The following is a 17,031-nucleotide window of genomic DNA, read 5'->3' on the forward strand; positions in this document are numbered from 1 at the left end:
CTAAACTACTAAATATATTACAGCCCGAGCATATTCTTAATGACGATAAAAATGACGGGGATGAACAATGCTGGGATCATATTCATCGTTTTGAAATGCTTGATACCCAGAATGCTAAGCCCGGAACTAAGAATAAGCACACCGCCTACGATCGAAATTTCGGTGAGCAGCTCGGGCGTAATATAACCAGCTACCGCTCCTGCGAGAACATAAATTAATCCTTGCCAGCAGAGCAGCACAACAGCTGACCAGGCAATTCCAAATCCAAAGGTGGATGCCAGCACCATGGACGTGATCCCATCCAGCATTGCATTGGACAGCAGGTAAGTATGATTACCGTTCAGTGCACTTTCAATAGGTCCCACAATGGATAATGTACCGATACAGAACAGCATGATCGCTGTCGTTAAACCTTCTGCCAGATTCCCTTTCGAGATGCGGGATACAGCGCTTTTGAAGCTGCTCTCAAGATTCAGCCTCTCTCCAATCAGACCACCTACCGCTAGACTGACGATGAACAGTACAGGATAATGACTGTCAGGCAAATATTTAACGATGGAGCTAATGCCAAGTGCGGTAACAGCCAGCCCCATCGCCTGCATCAAAATATCTTGGTAGCGCTCCCCGATCCCCTTCTTAAATATACTTCCCAGCGCACTTCCCACCAGGATCGTTGCTACATTTACAATCGTTCCTATCACTTGATTTCCTCTCCTATTTGGGTTTTTGTTAAACACAGAATAAACCCTCCAGTTACTGGAGGGTCAATGTTATTTTACAGGGATCTGTATTTCGGTTACAAACTTGGACGTGTCCTGCGTAAGACCATAATCGATATACGTAATCTCCAATCCATCATCCATCATTTGATAGCCATTGTCTGCAATGTAATCCATTAGCTGTTCATAGTATGGGGCCGCATCCTCATGTGTACCCGCAAAACGAATCGTAATATTCATACTTTGTGGAAGAAGCTTCTGCTCATAATGATGTGACTTGATCTCTTCCTCAACAACGACAAAGATCGAGTCATACTCCTCAAAGCGTCTTGCAATTAGGCTCTCCAATGCAATGGATAGTCCTACTTTTCCCAGAAAAATCGTTGATTTCATCTTGGTCTGATTCTCCAGCATACGAATCGGCAATTCTAAATTATCACTCTTATGTATCTTATGCTTCAGGACTACAATCGCTCTTTCGGGCAGCTCAATCTCACGAATCTTATACAGTTCATTTACATTTGCTGCATCCTGTATTTGATGAATTCGACTTTCTATCTTTTGCTTAATTTGTGTGAACTCATTGATTTTATCTACCGTTCTTTGATGCTGTTCCTGGAGGAGCTGCAGGATGTGATCAATATCGCGATGGTCCAGAAACTGCTTGATTTGTTTGAGCGGAACGCCGAGTGCCTTCAGATAGAGGATGGTATTCAGCTGTTCAAATTGATCTATTGAGTAATAGCGGTATCCCGTAGAGGTGTCCACGGACGCCGGTCTAAATAAATCTATTTCGTCATAGTACCGAAGTGTACGAATATCGATCTGAAAGAGCTTTGAAATCTCCCCGATCAGGAACAGGTTGTCCATTTCTGACTCGATCCTCCTATTTTCTCTGTAAATGAATATATCATAGTTTGAAAATCGAGGGAAAACAATAGAACATGAACTTCAGATGTGAAAGGAACTAACTTATCCAGTGACTCACTGCTCAACTTTCTCTCTTTAGGAGCCTATGGTTAACAATTAACAATGCGCCTACCATGACCAAGATCGCGGCAGCCCACCAGAACGTATCTATTGCGCGATCATGCTCAATCAGAATTAATCGAATGACAGCGGTAATTCCAATGTAGATAAAGTATCTTAACGGAAAATGGAAGCCTGTGCTGAAATACTTGATAATTAACGCAATAAATTCGAAATAGAGAAAAAATACGAGCAAATCATCCGTGAATTCATAATAGGATTTGTCATTATCTGTGGGGAGAACAACATATGCAAATATATCCCAGGTTGCCTTGAACAGTGATATGCACAAGAGCAGCCCTACCAGCAGCAGGCAAACATTTAGGATGTGCTGCAGCACCTGAGGCAGTTTTTCGTTATAATTCACGGTCCTATCCCCTTACCATAATTTAGTCATCCATATTCGTGAGATAGGTTATCCATTAAAGGATGGTTTAATTCGTATCAATTAATGCTCCGCTGCAGACTCCTCACTTTTTTCTATTATTTTTTTGAAACATCGGAGCCTTTCACTCAAAAAATAAGCAAGCGCCCTTAGGCGCTTGCTTATTGCTGCTTATTTTCTTGGTTTATCTGATGCTTTATTCGCAGCTTCTTCCAATCGACGATATCGTTTCAGATCTGCCTTCCTGATCGGGAGTGGTTCCTTCCTAAGCAGCTTCACAACAGCGATGATTAGGAGCAGCAATATTACAGTGAATGGCAAGGCTGCAATTAATGATGCGGTTTGCAGAGCCGTCAGACCGCCGCTGTATAAGAGAACCCCTGCGATGGCGGCCATCAATGTTCCCCACACCACCTTCGCCGTCATTGGCGGGTTCAAGCTCCCTTTCGTTGTCATGCTGGACAAGATGTAAGTTGCCGAATCTGCAGAAGTGACAAGGAAAGTAAGGATGAGCAATATAGACAAAATGGACATGACCGTTGAGAATGGCAGCTGTCCAAAGAGCAGGAACAACGCCGAAGTAACATCCTCGTTAACCGCTGCCGCGATGCCTGTAGATTCATGCAGATCGAACCAAATCGCTGTTCCACCAAAGGTTGCAATCCAGAGACAGGCAATGAGAGGCGGTACGACCATAACTCCTACGATAAACTCTCTGATCGTTCTGCCTCTGGATACTCTTGCTACAAAAGCGCCTACGTATGGGGACCAGGCAATCGCCCATGCCCAGTAAAATATCGTCCAATCTCTTACCCAAGTCCCCTCAGTATAAGGCTGCAAGCGTAAACTGTACGATATAAAATTCGTTATGTAGTCACCCAGTGCCAGCGTAAACGTCTCCAGAATAAATACCGTCGGACCAAGCGTAAATACAAATAGAAGGAACAGCAGTGCTACACCCAGATTTAAATTACTTAGATACTTGATACCTTTGTCCAGACCTGTCGTCGATGAGATCATGTACGCAATAAATATAGCAACAAGTATTCCTAATTGAATAAGCTTACCGTTGCTGGCTCCTGTCAAAGTGCTTATTCCACCGCTCATTTGCATAACACCTAGTCCGATGGAGGTCGCAATCCCCATAACGGTAGCAATGACAGCCAGAATATCAATCGTTTTCTTTACTGCGGGTTTATCACCCGTAACGGGCTCCAGCGCTGTAGATACAAGTCCATCCTTCTCCTTGCGAAATTGAAGGAATGCAATGACGAGACCAACGAGTGCAAATACAGACCATTGACTGATTCCCCAGTGAAAGAAGGAATAACCCATGGCAACGCGTGCACCTTCTTCCGACTGTGATGCCACGCCTCCGAATGGCGTATCAAAGAAATGGCTCATAGGTTCAGCTACGCCCCAGAATACGAGACCCACACCGAAACCGGCTGAGAACAGCATTCCGATCCATGTAAAAAAGGGATACTGCGGCTTTTCTTTCTCCCCGCCTAAGCGGATCGTTCCATACTTACTGGCAGCCACCCAGATGAGGAACACGATAATAACAAAAATAGACAGCAGATAAAACCAACCAAAATTATTGGTTGTTAAATTGTACAGCATGCTTGCTGTGTTACCGAATGCATCGGGCATTAAGGCACCCAGAACAGCAAGGAGAGTGATGATGATAGCTGAAATGCTAAATACCTTATCTCTCATTAATTTTCGAATCAAAAATCCCACCTCATACCTATTTAGTTATCAATACCTCTACAGTATTGCTATTTAAACCGAATTCCATGTAAATAAACGGTGTACGAGACTTTTTATCTTCAACTACAATGAGCAACATCTTACAAGAATCACAAGCTTGGTTATAATATAATGACATCAGCGAGACAGATTATAGAGAGTTGGTGCAGCGAGTGGCTCAAGAAAATAGGACGGTTTGTTATGATACAGATTTGGAAGTAGAAGCTTATCGATTCGAAGGAATTATGCAAAAATTCCCTAACCATTTTCATGATTATTATGTATTGGGGTTTATTGAACAGGGAAAGCGTTACTTGGCTTGTAAGAATGAAGAGTACATCATTAACACGGGTGATGTTATTATTTTCAACCCTTATGATCCCCATGCATGTGAACAAGTTGATGGCAGGACGCTTGATTACCGCTGTATAAATATACAGCCTAGCATCATGCAAAAATATGTATTTGACATTACGGGGAAGCAGGAAACACCCTATTTTAAGCAACCTGTTCTGAGAAATAGTGAAATCGCGGATACCTTACGCGATCTGCACACAATGATTTCCGAGGACCAATCTGATTTTAAAAAAGAGGAATTACTCTTATTTCTGATTGAACTTCTCTTAAGAGATCATACCGAGGAGTTTATCCCTTCGTATGAACCGTGCCTTCGTACAGAAATCAAAACCGTATGTAATTACATAGATAAGCATTTCGATCAAACGATTACGCTTCAGGAATTATGCAAGCTCTCGGGTTTGAGTAAATATTATTTATTACGTTCGTTTACCAAACAAAAAGGAATCTCTCCCTACAGCTATCTAGAGACACAACGCATTATTCATGCCAAAAAGCTTCTAGAGCAAGGAGTTCGTCCTATTGAGGTGGCTATTCGTACCGGCTTCAGTGACCAGAGCCACTTCACTAATCATTTTAAAAAGCTCATTGGACTTACGCCAAAACAATATATGAGGATCTTTACCGATCAAACATCACAAACCGTATATACGGAGGCTAAGGCATAATGATACAGCAGCAAGCCAGATCAACAGGACATATACTCGCCATGTTTACGATCTTTATATGGGGCACTACTTTTGTTTCTACCAAGCTTCTGCTGTCTGACTTCAATCCGATTGAGGTGTTATTTTTACGGTTCCTTATTGGTTATTTTATTTTGTTGCTGCTCTACCCTCGATCGGTTAAAACGAGCTCAATAAAGGAAGAACTATTGTTTGCAGGTGCTGGATTAAGTGGAGTAACCCTTTATTTTCTCTTGGAAAATATCGCTTTGACCCTAACTCTTGCAGCAAGTGTAGGCATCATCGTTTCCATTGCCCCCTTTTTCACAGCTTTATTTGCACATTTTTTTCTGGAAGGCGAAAAACTTAGCGTATCATTTATAGTAGGATTTATCATTGCTCTTATCGGTATCCTATTGATAGGATTCAATGGCAGTTTTGTGCTCAAACTAAATCCTCTCGGTGATTTCCTAGCCATCCTCGCGCCTGTTTTTTGGGCAATCTATTCCGTGCTTATGAAAAAAATCAGCGAAAGAAACTATCATACTATCGGGTCTACACGAAAAGTGTTCTTCTATGGTTTAATCTTTATGCTGCCGACACTGCTTCTATTTGATATAGACCTAAGCTTTTCAAAGTTAACCGAACCAATGAGCCTGCTGCATTTACTTTATCTTGGTATTGGCGCATCCGCACTGTGCTTCGTGACTTGGAATCGCGCAGTGGGCATTCTAGGCGCAGTCAAGACAAGTATCTATATTTATTTCGTCCCCGTCATTACGGTCATTGCTTCGCATTTGGTATTGAGTGAGCCCCTTTCCTGGGCCATAGTGATTGGAGCAGTCCTCACTTTGGTCGGTTCATTTATTTCTGAACGCAGAACAAAGCCTCAATACAGTAATCATTAAAAAAGGATGGATCGCTTGAGGCCAGTGGGCTTCGAAAGATCCATCCTTCTTCTATACAGTTCATATTAGTTTGTATTACTCAGCCAGTTCTTTAATTTCTTCATCTGTAAGTGCCTTATTGTATACGTTCACTTCATCGAGGCTGCCGTTTAAATACGGATCTGCTGCATAGCGGCTCTTGCCAAGATATGCATCGGTCGTGGCGAGCTCTTTCGGATTAAAAGTCATCTGATCGCTCGTCGTTACGACCTCGCCGTTCACATACAGCTTACCTGTGTTTCCTTCAAGAGTAACTGCTACGTGCGTCCATTCATTCACCGGAAGCTTCGCAGGTGCGAGAAGACTTTGATCCACTCCATTATGGATGGTAAACTGCATCACTCCCAGATGCTGAGAAGGTGTCAGGAACATATGCTTGCCGAGCCCATTGCCAAAATCAAAGACTCGCTGCCAATCTCCCCCGCCATTCCAGTATACCCACGCTGCGAAGGTAAAGTCTTCTGCATCTGTGACTAACTCAGGCACTTCCACATAACCGTCGGTACCATTAAATTTGATGGCTTGACCTATTTTGCCAGATCCTTGTGGTTCAGCTCCACCGATTAGTGTACCATTAAATCCGTTGCTGCTAAGGTCAGGCACAGATTGTCCCGATATTCCTTCAAAATCATATTCGATCAGCTTCGGGCCTTCGATTTCTGCAAGTACAGTGACGTTAAACGTTTTGGTGTCCCGCACTTTACCTTTTTGAATCGTTGCTGTAAGCTTCACTACTGCATTATCCTCGCCAGCGGCGGGTCTTGTGACAATTCCAGCCTTAGAAATGACACCTTCATTAGAAGAAGTCCATGAAATCACACTATCTCTGGTTCCAGTCACAGGCAAATTGATATTCTGATATACTGCCGCAGTATTGCCTAGATCGAGATCTTTTTTCACCGCGGCAACCACTTCCTTATCCTTCAATTCCTCCATTTGACTGCCCCATAATGCGACTCCGGAATCAGATAATACACTGAAGGTTACTACATTTTTCTGAGCCGATTCGTCCCACTCATTCGTGAATAACCCTGTATAGGTAACGCCATCTGCCTTAACTGTTGCAGTCCCGTCTTTATCCAGGCTCCAAGTGCCCTTCACATCCCCGCTGATCTTGCCGTTCTTCTCCAGCGTTGCAATGACGGATGTTTTGAGTTCTGCTAAAATGTCTTTGCCGTGATTAACCATTTTGTAGCTGCCTGCTACTTCGTTCTTCTTCACTTCTTGCTGCTGGATGTCCGTATAGCGGTAAGGTGCGACGACTGGCCATCCTTTGTCATTTATATACATTTCATGGACGCGAATCTCGTGCTCTTCCCCACGACCTGGGAAACGGGAATGAAAGAACAGCAGATGCTTGCCTGTCTCTTCATCATAATAAGCTGAATTGTGACCTGGAGAAATATAGCCAAGGCCTGTGCCTGCTCCCGGATCTCCAAGCGCTCTCGTGAATTGATAGTTTCCTACGAGCTTTACTCCAAAAGGTTCAATAGACCGATCATCAAACAGAGGCAGCTCTGGATTTGCTTTGACCTGAATCATATCATTTCCTTCTGCATCCACATACGGACCGTCCGGATTCTTAGATCTCGCAACCCTGATGTTATATCCGCCAACAGCATCCAGCCCGCCATATGATACAAACATATAGTAGTAATCGCTTTCTGGACTATATAAAATGTACGGACCTTCGATCCGGCTGTGGTTACCGCCCATCAGCTTCTTGCCGTAGCCTTGTCCTGGCAGCTGTTTACCGGTTTCGGGGTCCAATTCCATGATGAAAATACCACCTGAATAAGATCCGTATACCATCCATAGCTTCCTGTTCTCATCAAAAAACACATCCGGGTCTACGGCATTCGGATGAATGGTTGCGTCGTAAATGGTTCCATCTTCGCTCGGTTCGCCCCACATGCCGGATTTCAGCAGGATCCCTTGATCAACATAAGGTCCTTCAATATGATCCGCTACCGTTACACCAAGTGCAGATCTTGGAGAATCTCCTTTACAAGCATTGTAGTACATATAATAACGTCCATCTTCGAGCTGAATAACATCGGCTGCCCACAAGGTATTCGTCTGTGCCCATTCAAGCGTTTCCTTGAGTTCTTCCGTCACATTCGGTATCAGCTTATTGCCATCAGCAACACCCGCTGCGACCATATCCCAGCTCATCAGATCATCTGTCTTCGCAGCAGCAAGATGAGAACCGAACACATAATAGGTATCGTCCACTTTGATAACAGAAGGGTCATGCACCGAGCCCTCCTGAAACACGGGAACTTTATTGGCAGGCTTCCCCTTCTTTGCCGTATCCACTTCTGGACTCGCATACCCCGAAGTTCCAATAACGCTGCATAATACCGTGAGCGTAGTCGTTAACACGGCGGCTTTTTTGCTAGCTTTGAGTAAATTACGCAAAACATCCCTCTCCTTTGCCTCAAAAAAAGTAAGAAACTAGAGTCATTGTAAAACGCTTACACAAAGAACCGATCGACGTAGGATAAGACTGAATATGAGGTATGTACATCGGCAAATAGTTTACATATATATAAATATATTTAACTATTTGTTAAATAATAGCACCATTTGTATGCGTATTCAATGGCTAAATTACACATTGTTCATAAAAGTCTGGTGGTACGCATTTCTGAATTGGGTCGGAGTCATATTTACAGTTCGCTTAAACAATCTCATAAAATACTTCTCATCTGGATAGCCCGATTCCTCGGCTACTTCCTTTATGGACAGGCTTGTCCGAGTCAGCAGCCCCTTCGCCTTCTCCATCCGTATTTGATGAATATAGGCGAGCGGACCCATGCCGGTATATTGCTTAAACATTCGAGATACCGAGTCCTGATGATAATTGAATTTAAGAGCAATCGCATTTACGGTCAGCGGCTCGGCCGCGTGCAGCTTCGTCCACTCCATCATTTTGACAAAATGTGATTTGCCTTCGGTCACCCGTGTGATCTGCTCTGCAAGCCGCTGCAGGGTAAGCTCGGATATTTCGATGAGGAGCGAGGTCATCAAGTAATGTACACTTTGCTTCGTATAGTAGCTTGAATTGGCTACATGAAGGATTTGGTTGACAATAATATGGATCCGGTCACCGTAAGGAGCTGAAGCATACTGCGGAAGAAATAGATCAGACACGGTCCAAGCCAGCACGGGCTCTGAATGGATCGACAGGCTCTCTTCTTCCATTTCAGATGAACTTAGAATCTGTGGCAGCTTCGGACAATCAAAATGGAACCAATAGAACTTCACACCAGGTTTAGATGCTCGGTATCCCCTGTGCCGGTGTCCTGGCTGCAGCAGTAAGATGTCTCCCCGGTTGATCTCGTACTGTGTATCGTCTTCCTCAATATATACCGTCTCCTCCACCCCGATAATGAGCTCGTAAACACCCATAATCCGGTCCAAATGAATCCACTCCGTTTCAGAAATAAATTCCCCAGCCGCCAAGAAATGCACAGGCTGATCCCCATTTATCTTCAAATAATTCATAAGTGTCCCCCCATGTAGGTCTGTCGGAAATGTCCACCTTATGTAACCTTAATCTACCGACAAATCAAGAGATGAATGGTAATTTAATGATAAAAATATACACTTGCTTCTCATTGCTGGCAAGACATAAGGAGAGAATGACATTGAAAGCTGCTGGATTTGACTTGCACCACGTCAGAGTGGATGCGGGTCCTCTTAAACATGCGATGGAACTAAATACAGCCTACCTGCTGAAGCTGGATGCCGATCGTTTACTATCTCGTTTTCGTGAGTATGCAGGACTAACACCAAAGGCTGCTCACTATGAAGGATGGGAATCCCGGGGTATCAGCGGACATACCTTGGGACATTATTTGTCCGGATGTGCGCTGATGTATGCCGCAACGGGAAATGAAGAGCTTAAACAGCGTGCTGATTACGTCACTCAGGAGCTAAAAGTATGCCAGGATAGTCACGGCAACGGCTATGTATCCGGTATCCCGCGAGGGAGAGAGTTGTTCGAGGAAATTAAAGCCGGGGATATCCGATCCCAAGGGTTTGATCTGAACGGCGGCTGGGTTCCACTGTATACGATGCATAAGCTATTTGCCGGGCTGCGTGATGCTTATACCCTTACGGGTAATCGGCTGGCACTGGAAGTCGAGATTCGGCTTGGGGAATGGCTTGAGGATATCTGTGCCGGACTTACCGAGGAGCAGATGCAGCAAGTGCTGCACTGTGAATTTGGCGGAATGAACGAAGTGCTTACCGATCTCGCTGAACATTCCGGTGATGGCAGGTTCTTGAAGCTGGCCGAGCGCTTTTATCATGGAGAAGTACTGAACGATATTTCTGAGGAAAAAGACACGCTCGCCGGGCGTCATGCCAACACCCAGATTCCCAAAATTATTGGGGCAGCGAGACAGTTCGAAGCTTCTGGAGAACCGAAGTATGCCGATATTACCCGCTTCTTCTGGGATCGCGTTGTTCATCACCATTCCTACGTTATCGGGGGTAACAGCTACAATGAACACTTTGGCGAACCGGATCAGCTGAATGACCGGCTTGGGGAAGGCACATGTGAAACCTGCAACACTTACAACATGCTGAAATTGACCAGACACATGTTCCAGTGGGATGCGCTTGCTCATTATGCAGATTATTACGAGCGAGCGATGTTCAATCATATTCTTGCTTCTCAGAACCCGACGGATGGCAGCGTCTGCTATTTTGTATCCCTGGAAATGGGTGGTCAAAAATCGTTCAACTCTCAATTCGAGGATTTCACCTGCTGTGTAGGATCAAGTATGGAGAGTCACTCTTTATACGGGAGCGCCATTTATTTTCATCAAGATCGTAATTTGTTCGTGAATCAATATGTCCCGTCTACGGTTCAATGGAAAGAGCTAGGTGTCACCCTACAGCAGGAGACCTGCTTCCCTCAAGAAGCGACAGGCCGCTTAACGGTCCATACGGATAACCAGGTTCAGTTTACACTCCAAATCCGCTGTCCTTACTGGGCTGAGAAAGGCATGAGCATTAAAGTTAATGGTGAAGCCTTACCAGTTAACGCTCCCTCTTCTACTTACATTTCACTCACTAGGGAATGGCAGGATGGGGATGTTGTAGAATATGACATTCCAATGACTGTCAGAGTGGAAGCCATGCCGGACAATCCTAAACGTGTTGCCTTCATGTACGGTCCGCAAGTGCTGGCTGCAGATTATGAATATGCAATGAGTGTCAAGGAACGTGAGCTGCCAGCGGTACTGATCGGTACGCCTGAAGATATCGCAGCCCGCATCACGCCGGCCGGGGAACAACTCTATCATCTGACTGACCGTGGCTCTGATGTTTATTTCAGACCGTTCTACTCACTCTACGATCATCGTTATACCGTCTATTTTGACGTGTTCACACCGGAAGAATGGACGCAGACCGAGGCAGAATATCGGAAAAGCGCAGCCTATCAAGCGAGGCTGGAGGAGATCACGATCGACTTTATGCAGCCTGCTGAAATGCAGCCGGAACGGGATCATGAGTTTGAAGGCGAGCACGTAAATCTAGGCAGAATCTACAATCGAAAATACAGAGATACATGGCCTTCTGGCTGGTTCTCTTTTGAGATGAAGGTCCATCCGGATGCTCCGGTAAGCCTTGCAGTCACCTATCTAAAAACATCTGATCCAAAGATTCGCTTCCACATGGAAGCGGACGGAATGCGGCTTGGCCAGGGCTTGCTTGAATCTGAGGAGCTCAACCAGCTGGAAACGTTCATATATGATCTGCCTGAGACGATAACTGCAGGTAAGGATAAGATTCGCATCCGATTTGTGGCAGCTGGCGGATACAAGGTGGCACCGGTAGCCGGCGTCCGTACCGTGAAGAGAGAATCACTCTTACCATTATAGAATTGGTGAGCATAACCATTGGACACACCGAATAAGTGAGAATCAATGATTTAACATATACCAGGAATTGATTAATTAAACACAAATGTAAATGGCTCGCGTCCTACTCCATATTAGAGTAAGATGCGAGCCTATATCTCTCTCAATGTAGAATTGTAAATTGATCCAGCAGTTGACCGTCCACGTCATAGGCTTGATACGTCAGCATTTTCCCCGAGATCGAAATTCCGGCATAGATTTGCTTATTATTCTGAAAATGCAGCTTATGATAGAACTGATCCTCTTTCAGCTTGTTGAATTTGGGTCCGCTGGCATTGACTACGACATAGATGGCACCTTCGTGATCTCGCACTGTATCGCTTCCATCCCCGGTGACCCTTCCATTCTTCACAGGATGTGAACGTGAGTACACATGATTGTGACCCTGGAGCACCAGATCCACCTTATATTTGTCGATAATGCGAGACCAATCCATCAGCTTTTTCGTAATCGTGCCGCCATAGATGGGTCGATGCATCACCACGATCTTCCATTCACAATGAGTTCCTGCCAGGTCCGCTTCGAGCCATTTCGTTTGCTGCTTAATACACTTCTCCGTATTTAGTACCGCAATATGTAAGCAGCCGTAGTCAAAGGAATAATTCGTCTGTGTTCCCTTCAGCGCTTCAGCTCCATTCTCAGGGAGATGGAAATAGGAAGCATAACGGGCTGCTCCGATGTCTTTAATATCATTATTACCAACGACCGGAACAATGGGCGTCTTTCCAATCCAGAACATGCTGGCATTAAAAAAATGGCTCCATGCGCTCTTCTTCGCTGCTGTTTCAACCAAATCTCCGGCATGCACAACGAAGTCAGGATTTGCAAATCGGGTAAACGCCTGCTTCATCGTATTCTCCCATAGACGAAATTCATTCACTTTATCCGCCTGGGAATCCGTCACATAAATGAATGATACCTCTGATATCTCTTCTGCTGCCGTCGTAAAAGTATGGGGTTCGCTCCAATCTTCCTCATTGCTGTCTCTTACCCGATAGCTATACATTGTGCTCGGCTTGAGACCTGCTGTCACCACTCAATGAACAGCAATCTCCTGACCCTCTAGTCTGATCACGGAATGGTCAGCTTCATATCCTGCAACAGGGCTGTGTTCAAAGTCTCTCTCACTCCCCTTTGTGATTTGCAGCTGAGCACGGATATTCGGATTACGACTGTGCCAGGTAAACGCCCTGCTTGTAGATGGATTGCCATGAATTGTCGTTACCATCTTCCCCGGATTCTTATGGGCTCTCAATCGTAAAATCGATGAAAGGATGATGAAGCCACAGATTGAGCTATAGCTATTAGAATGATCCCTATTATCGCATTCATGATGAGCACCTACCTACTTTCCGAATCCACCCGCTCTCTCCAAGGGGCAGACCCCACTTGTCTTTTAAACATATACCCGGTTCGTTTCAGCTCTCAAACGTATTGAAAATATCACTACACTGTCTTCTTCTATCATTTTCTTCTCATGCTGCGAATCAGCACCTTCTGCTCCGCACTTACTTGATAAGATTCGGTTATTTTTTGCAGTGCCTTGTTATAAGTGAACTTATCTAGCGAGCTCTCTGACAGATATTTCGTGCTTTGCTCCGGCATTTTGATATAACAGATCGATATAGCCCAAGCAACAGCCATCTGAACATAATATTCCTCACTGTGTATGGTGTCGAGCTTCTGCAGCACCTGTTCAATGTATTCTTCATCAACAAAGTAAGTGAGAAGCATCACGACGCCAAAACGGATATGATAGGTATCCTCAGATGACAAATAAGGGGTAACGAACTCCCACACCCGCGCTTTGTTCTTCTTCGTTATCTTCAGTCCGCTGCAAAAGCTGTCACAGATAGACCAATTCGTGATCTTGGGTATAAAAGCAGCTACATATTCCAGCAATTCGTCAATATCAGTCTTGACGTAGCCAAGGACCATCGCCTGAAGCATCACTTCTTCAAAATACTCGTCTTCTGCCTGGTTCAGATATGTACGCCAATCCCCCTTGGCAATCGTCTTGGCCAGCTTATGCAGCTCAGGATGCCTGACCCCGAGCAGGTTCGTAATATTGGGTATAAGCCGTGCTGTAAACTGCTGATATTTCTGATCGGATAAGGCAAGCAGTTGTTCCTTTAATAGATTATTCATGGGTATTCTTATACTCCTCTTCATTTCACGTATTTCTACTCAAGTCACTCACTCTGTAATTATAGCACATATGTTCTTGTTCTATCGGTTCAGATTAATTCAACAGGCTATTTCATAGTTCATATGAACCAGGTATAAAGTTTTAAATATTTTGGAATAACCACCTATTTATTATAGGTATATGGTATTATATTCATTAAAAATCCAAAGAGAAAACGTGGGGGTGGATCTATGTTTGATTGGATAGGATTCAAAAAAGGTTTGCCGTTATGGCGTTCATACCAATTAAACAAAAATCTTAAGAAAGATGTTGAGGAAATCTTTGAAGGAATCGCAGAAACAAGAATGAACATTCTGATATCTTGGACGGAGGATTATTGGCGCCATCTGGAGCAGCTGCTTACGCAATTGAAATCTGTGGCAGGCGAGTCTTCACTCTTTGACAACGATCAGATGAGTTATCGGAGCCAATTGTTTACTCAGACCTGCGGCCGGGCAACGGACATAACTGAGCTTCTTCTACTAGATAGTGATCATCAGGTGATATACTCCACTTACGAATCGCATATTGCTGCGAAATATTCTAAATCCCATGCTTTATGGGAAGGGATCTCATACGTATCCTCTTCTGATCATCAAGGCAGGAAATGTCTATTCGGACCTTATCGAGATCCGCTCACTTTACAAATCGGACCTCGCTCTTCCACTTTCCATGATCAGATGACTCTATTGTTCATTGAACCGATATGGCAGGATGATCATTACATGGGCTCTCTCTGCGCAAGAATCCCCAATGACGTGATCGGTGATTTGATTCAAAGAGAATCAGGACATATCTATCCGGATTCGGGTGATAATTATATTTTTATGGCGGAACCTGAGCTTAATACGCATATCCTTCCTGGAACAGCTCTCTCTCGAAGCAGGTTTGAAGATCATACCTTCACCCATGGTGAAAATCTGAAAGACGGCATAAGCACCGACTGGGGAACGGTATCAGTAAAGGAACATACGGAACTTGAGTTAATGTTCACCGATCCGTCTACGAACGAGCTTCACCCCGGTGTCTTGAATACCATTCGTTATGGCAGTAACTTATTTGTGGAATTTCCAGGTTACTCAGACTATCGCCATATCCCCGTCATAGGCAAAGGGGTTACCTTTCGACTTCCTCATTGCCCCGATACTTGGGGGATGATGTGCGAAGGCGATTTAGAGGAAGTCTATCGGATACGAAGTATAGGATACAATCAATTAAAACAACAAGGATGGTTAGCAGTTATGGGTTCGATAATAACCGGCGCCATTACGTATTTTTTAGCAACCTATTCTTCGATTTGGACGGGAGCTCTTCTTGCCGGAGTCATTCAGCTGCTCTCTATCCTCACGATCTTCACAATCGTACATAAAAAAGAAACTACGAAAATTGTCGCAGGACTAAGAGATATTACCCGATTCATACGAATAAATGCAGAAGGTAAAGGAGATTTAACTCAGCGTCTGAAACCAAATGAGTTTGGAAACGATGAAACCCGTGAGCTAGCCAAATGGATTAACAATATGATTGATTCCCTTGAAGGCATCATGCTAAGAGTAAAAACAGCGGCGGCAGATGTATTATCCAGCCAGCATACGTTAAATGAATCAACGAAAATAACAGCGGGCTCGACCCAGCGAGTGAATCAAAATGTTCAAAACATGATTCAGCACACGCTTGATCAGCTTCGCGATATTGACGTGGCTAAGGAAGTGACAGGTCAAATGCGCACTCAGCTTCAAAAGATTGAACTGGACGCATCCAAGGAAATCGCCATCGCGAAGTCTGAGGTCGAACGGATCGGGGATAAAATGCATCAAATTCACGATAAAGTGGAGGACACCCACCAATCAATCCGAACATTTATGCATACCACCGAGCAAATCCGAAGTGTAGTAAGAGCGATTGAGGAAATTTCGGAGCAGACGCAGCTGCTTGCCTTAAATGCTTCCATTGAAGCAGCCAGAGTCGGAGAGCATGGTCGAGGCTTTGCCGTAGTGGCTTCTGAGATCCGTAAACTTTCCGAGATGACCAATGAGTCAACTGCAGAAGTGCATCAGATCATTAAAGACATACATGATGATGCAGTACAAGCCTACAAATTCATGGATGAAGGAAGCCAAGTTGTTCATGAAGGGAATGAGCTAGTATCCGCCGCCATAGAGCTATTATCAGCAGCTTCTATTGAAAATGCCCGCAAGACGCAAGTCGTAGACGAAGTTGTGATGCTGATGGAGAAAATCGCTGGCACCAGTATTGAAAATCGAGCGATATCAACAGAGGTTGAATCCAAAGTTATGGAACTGATTCACGAAATTAAGAATGTACGACACACTTCCCAAAATGTAGAAAGCACCACCCTTCTGCTCGATCAAATGGTCAGCCAATTTAAACTATCTGAATCACGTGCCCGTTAAAATGGGGGCATCAAAAAGGAACCGACCGGACTTCGGTAACGGTTCCTTCTTTGAATGATTCTCCAAGACCTACACGCTTATTTTTTTCTCATGCCTTGGCCACAAGGTATAGCTGAAGCTAATAATAAAATCAATGACGAGTATGATCGACCAGATTCGTATTGTCTGGACAAGGGCTTCCGTCTGGCTTGCATCCCCTACTATCAGTACCATCCCGTATAATAATGCACATCCAATCGCCCACGAAAGCGCATGAAAAAGCCAACCGGATCTTTCGTGACGAGCATGTTCTTTTCCGAATTTTTTACGCGGCTTAGGTCCTCCCGCAAACCTGAAGGAAAACCAAGTGTCTGCTGTGGAGATCATTCGATGCCCATATCCAATGGATACACCGATATATACAGCGGCCAGTGCATGCGCCAAGGTTGCTTCAGCTCCTCCTCGAAGACTCACAATTGTGGCTGCAAGCAGCACAAGGTCTACAAGCGGTGTTAGTAGAAGCAGTAGATTGCTCAGCTTGGTTTGCTTCCACAGATAACGGCATGCCAATCCAGAAAACACCAGAACCCAAAATAATATCTCACAAGCAATGATAAGACCTACCAGCAAGAATACCGCTCCTTTTTTAATACAATT

14 protein-coding genes are annotated in these 17,031 nt (G+C 44.4%); 4 read left to right on the plus strand and 10 right to left on the minus strand.

The genetic code is table 11. The features are described from left to right. Positions 1–17 precede the first annotated feature (17 nt). The 4 genes from BLW49_RS22815 to BLW49_RS22830 all read right to left on the minus strand — a co-directional run bounded on the left by BLW49_RS22815 (position 18) and on the right by BLW49_RS22830 (position 3,852). Positions 18–701, minus strand: a complete 684-nt coding sequence (locus BLW49_RS22815) for a DUF554 domain-containing protein (RefSeq protein WP_076315194.1) — start codon at positions 699–701, stop codon at positions 18–20. 69 nt (positions 702–770) lie between these two features. Continuing rightward, positions 771–1,589 carry a MerR family transcriptional regulator gene (locus BLW49_RS22820; protein ID WP_076315193.1) on the minus strand — a complete coding sequence of 273 codons (819 nt, stop codon included), beginning with the start codon at positions 1,587–1,589 and terminating at the stop codon, positions 771–773. A 121-nt stretch (positions 1,590–1,710) separates the two neighbouring features. After that, positions 1,711–2,115, minus strand: a complete 405-nt coding sequence (gene psiE, locus BLW49_RS22825; protein WP_076315192.1) for a phosphate-starvation-inducible protein PsiE — start codon at positions 2,113–2,115, stop codon at positions 1,711–1,713. Between the two features lie 189 nt (positions 2,116–2,304). Further along, positions 2,305–3,852, minus strand: coding sequence for a BCCT family transporter (locus BLW49_RS22830; RefSeq protein ID WP_371264615.1), 1,548 nt, complete (start codon positions 3,850–3,852; stop codon positions 2,305–2,307). 206 nt (positions 3,853–4,058) lie between these two features. On the opposite strand from BLW49_RS22830, the gene BLW49_RS22835 reads away from it, so the two are divergent. Together BLW49_RS22835 and BLW49_RS22840 are read left to right on the plus strand one after the other, a co-directional pair. Continuing rightward, positions 4,059–4,910, plus strand: coding sequence for an AraC family ligand binding domain-containing protein (locus tag BLW49_RS22835; RefSeq protein WP_090727060.1), 852 nt, complete (start codon positions 4,059–4,061; stop codon positions 4,908–4,910). A 2-nt stretch (positions 4,911–4,912) separates the two neighbouring features. Then, entirely contained in the window at positions 4,913–5,815 is a 903-nt protein-coding gene (locus tag BLW49_RS22840) for a DMT family transporter (protein ID WP_371264616.1), read from the plus strand. 75 nt (positions 5,816–5,890) lie between these two features. Here BLW49_RS22840 and BLW49_RS22845 read toward each other — a convergent pair whose 3' ends face one another. Together BLW49_RS22845 and BLW49_RS22850 are read right to left on the minus strand one after the other, a co-directional pair. Then, a complete protein-coding gene (locus tag BLW49_RS22845) occupies positions 5,891–8,275 on the minus strand; it encodes an arabinan endo-1,5-alpha-L-arabinosidase AbnB (RefSeq protein ID WP_090727063.1) in 2,385 nt (794 codons plus the stop codon). A 192-nt stretch (positions 8,276–8,467) separates the two neighbouring features. After that, positions 8,468–9,364 carry a helix-turn-helix transcriptional regulator gene (locus BLW49_RS22850; protein WP_090727065.1) on the minus strand — a complete coding sequence of 299 codons (897 nt, stop codon included), beginning with the start codon at positions 9,362–9,364 and terminating at the stop codon, positions 8,468–8,470. A gap of 143 nt (positions 9,365–9,507) precedes the next feature. On the opposite strand from BLW49_RS22850, the gene BLW49_RS22855 reads away from it, so the two are divergent. Then, positions 9,508–11,754: a glycoside hydrolase family 127 protein gene (locus BLW49_RS22855; RefSeq protein ID WP_371264617.1), complete on the plus strand. Its 2,247-nt coding sequence runs from the start codon at positions 9,508–9,510 to the stop codon at positions 11,752–11,754. A gap of 142 nt (positions 11,755–11,896) precedes the next feature. On the opposite strand, the gene BLW49_RS22860 is transcribed toward BLW49_RS22855, so the two are convergent. From BLW49_RS22860 to BLW49_RS22870, 3 genes are all read right to left on the minus strand, one after another. Next, positions 11,897–12,829: a purple acid phosphatase family protein gene (locus BLW49_RS22860; RefSeq protein WP_090727067.1), complete on the minus strand. Its 933-nt coding sequence runs from the start codon at positions 12,827–12,829 to the stop codon at positions 11,897–11,899. Then, the gene (locus tag BLW49_RS22865) at positions 12,830–13,021 is read right to left on the minus strand and encodes a hypothetical protein (protein ID WP_090727068.1); all 192 of its coding nucleotides are present in this window, start codon (positions 13,019–13,021) and stop codon (positions 12,830–12,832) included. A 236-nt stretch (positions 13,022–13,257) separates the two neighbouring features. Further along, the gene (locus BLW49_RS22870) at positions 13,258–13,941 is read right to left on the minus strand and encodes a DNA alkylation repair protein (protein ID WP_090727069.1); all 684 of its coding nucleotides are present in this window, start codon (positions 13,939–13,941) and stop codon (positions 13,258–13,260) included. A 231-nt stretch (positions 13,942–14,172) separates the two neighbouring features. Here BLW49_RS22870 and BLW49_RS22875 point away from each other — a divergent pair, with 231 nt between their 5' ends. Continuing rightward, on the plus strand, positions 14,173–16,395 hold the full coding sequence (locus tag BLW49_RS22875; RefSeq protein WP_090727070.1) for a methyl-accepting chemotaxis protein: 2,223 nt from the start codon (positions 14,173–14,175) through the stop codon (positions 16,393–16,395). 69 nt (positions 16,396–16,464) lie between these two features. Here the strand turns inward: BLW49_RS22875 and BLW49_RS22880 are convergent, their stop codons facing one another. Continuing rightward, the gene (locus BLW49_RS22880; protein WP_076315183.1) at positions 16,465–17,004 is read right to left on the minus strand and encodes a hypothetical protein; all 540 of its coding nucleotides are present in this window, start codon (positions 17,002–17,004) and stop codon (positions 16,465–16,467) included. Between the last annotated feature and the right edge of the window lie 27 nt (positions 17,005–17,031).

It is taken from the genome of Paenibacillus sp. PDC88 (genome assembly GCF_900106725.1).
Classification (GTDB): domain Bacteria; phylum Bacillota; class Bacilli; order Paenibacillales; family Paenibacillaceae; genus Paenibacillus; species Paenibacillus shunpengii.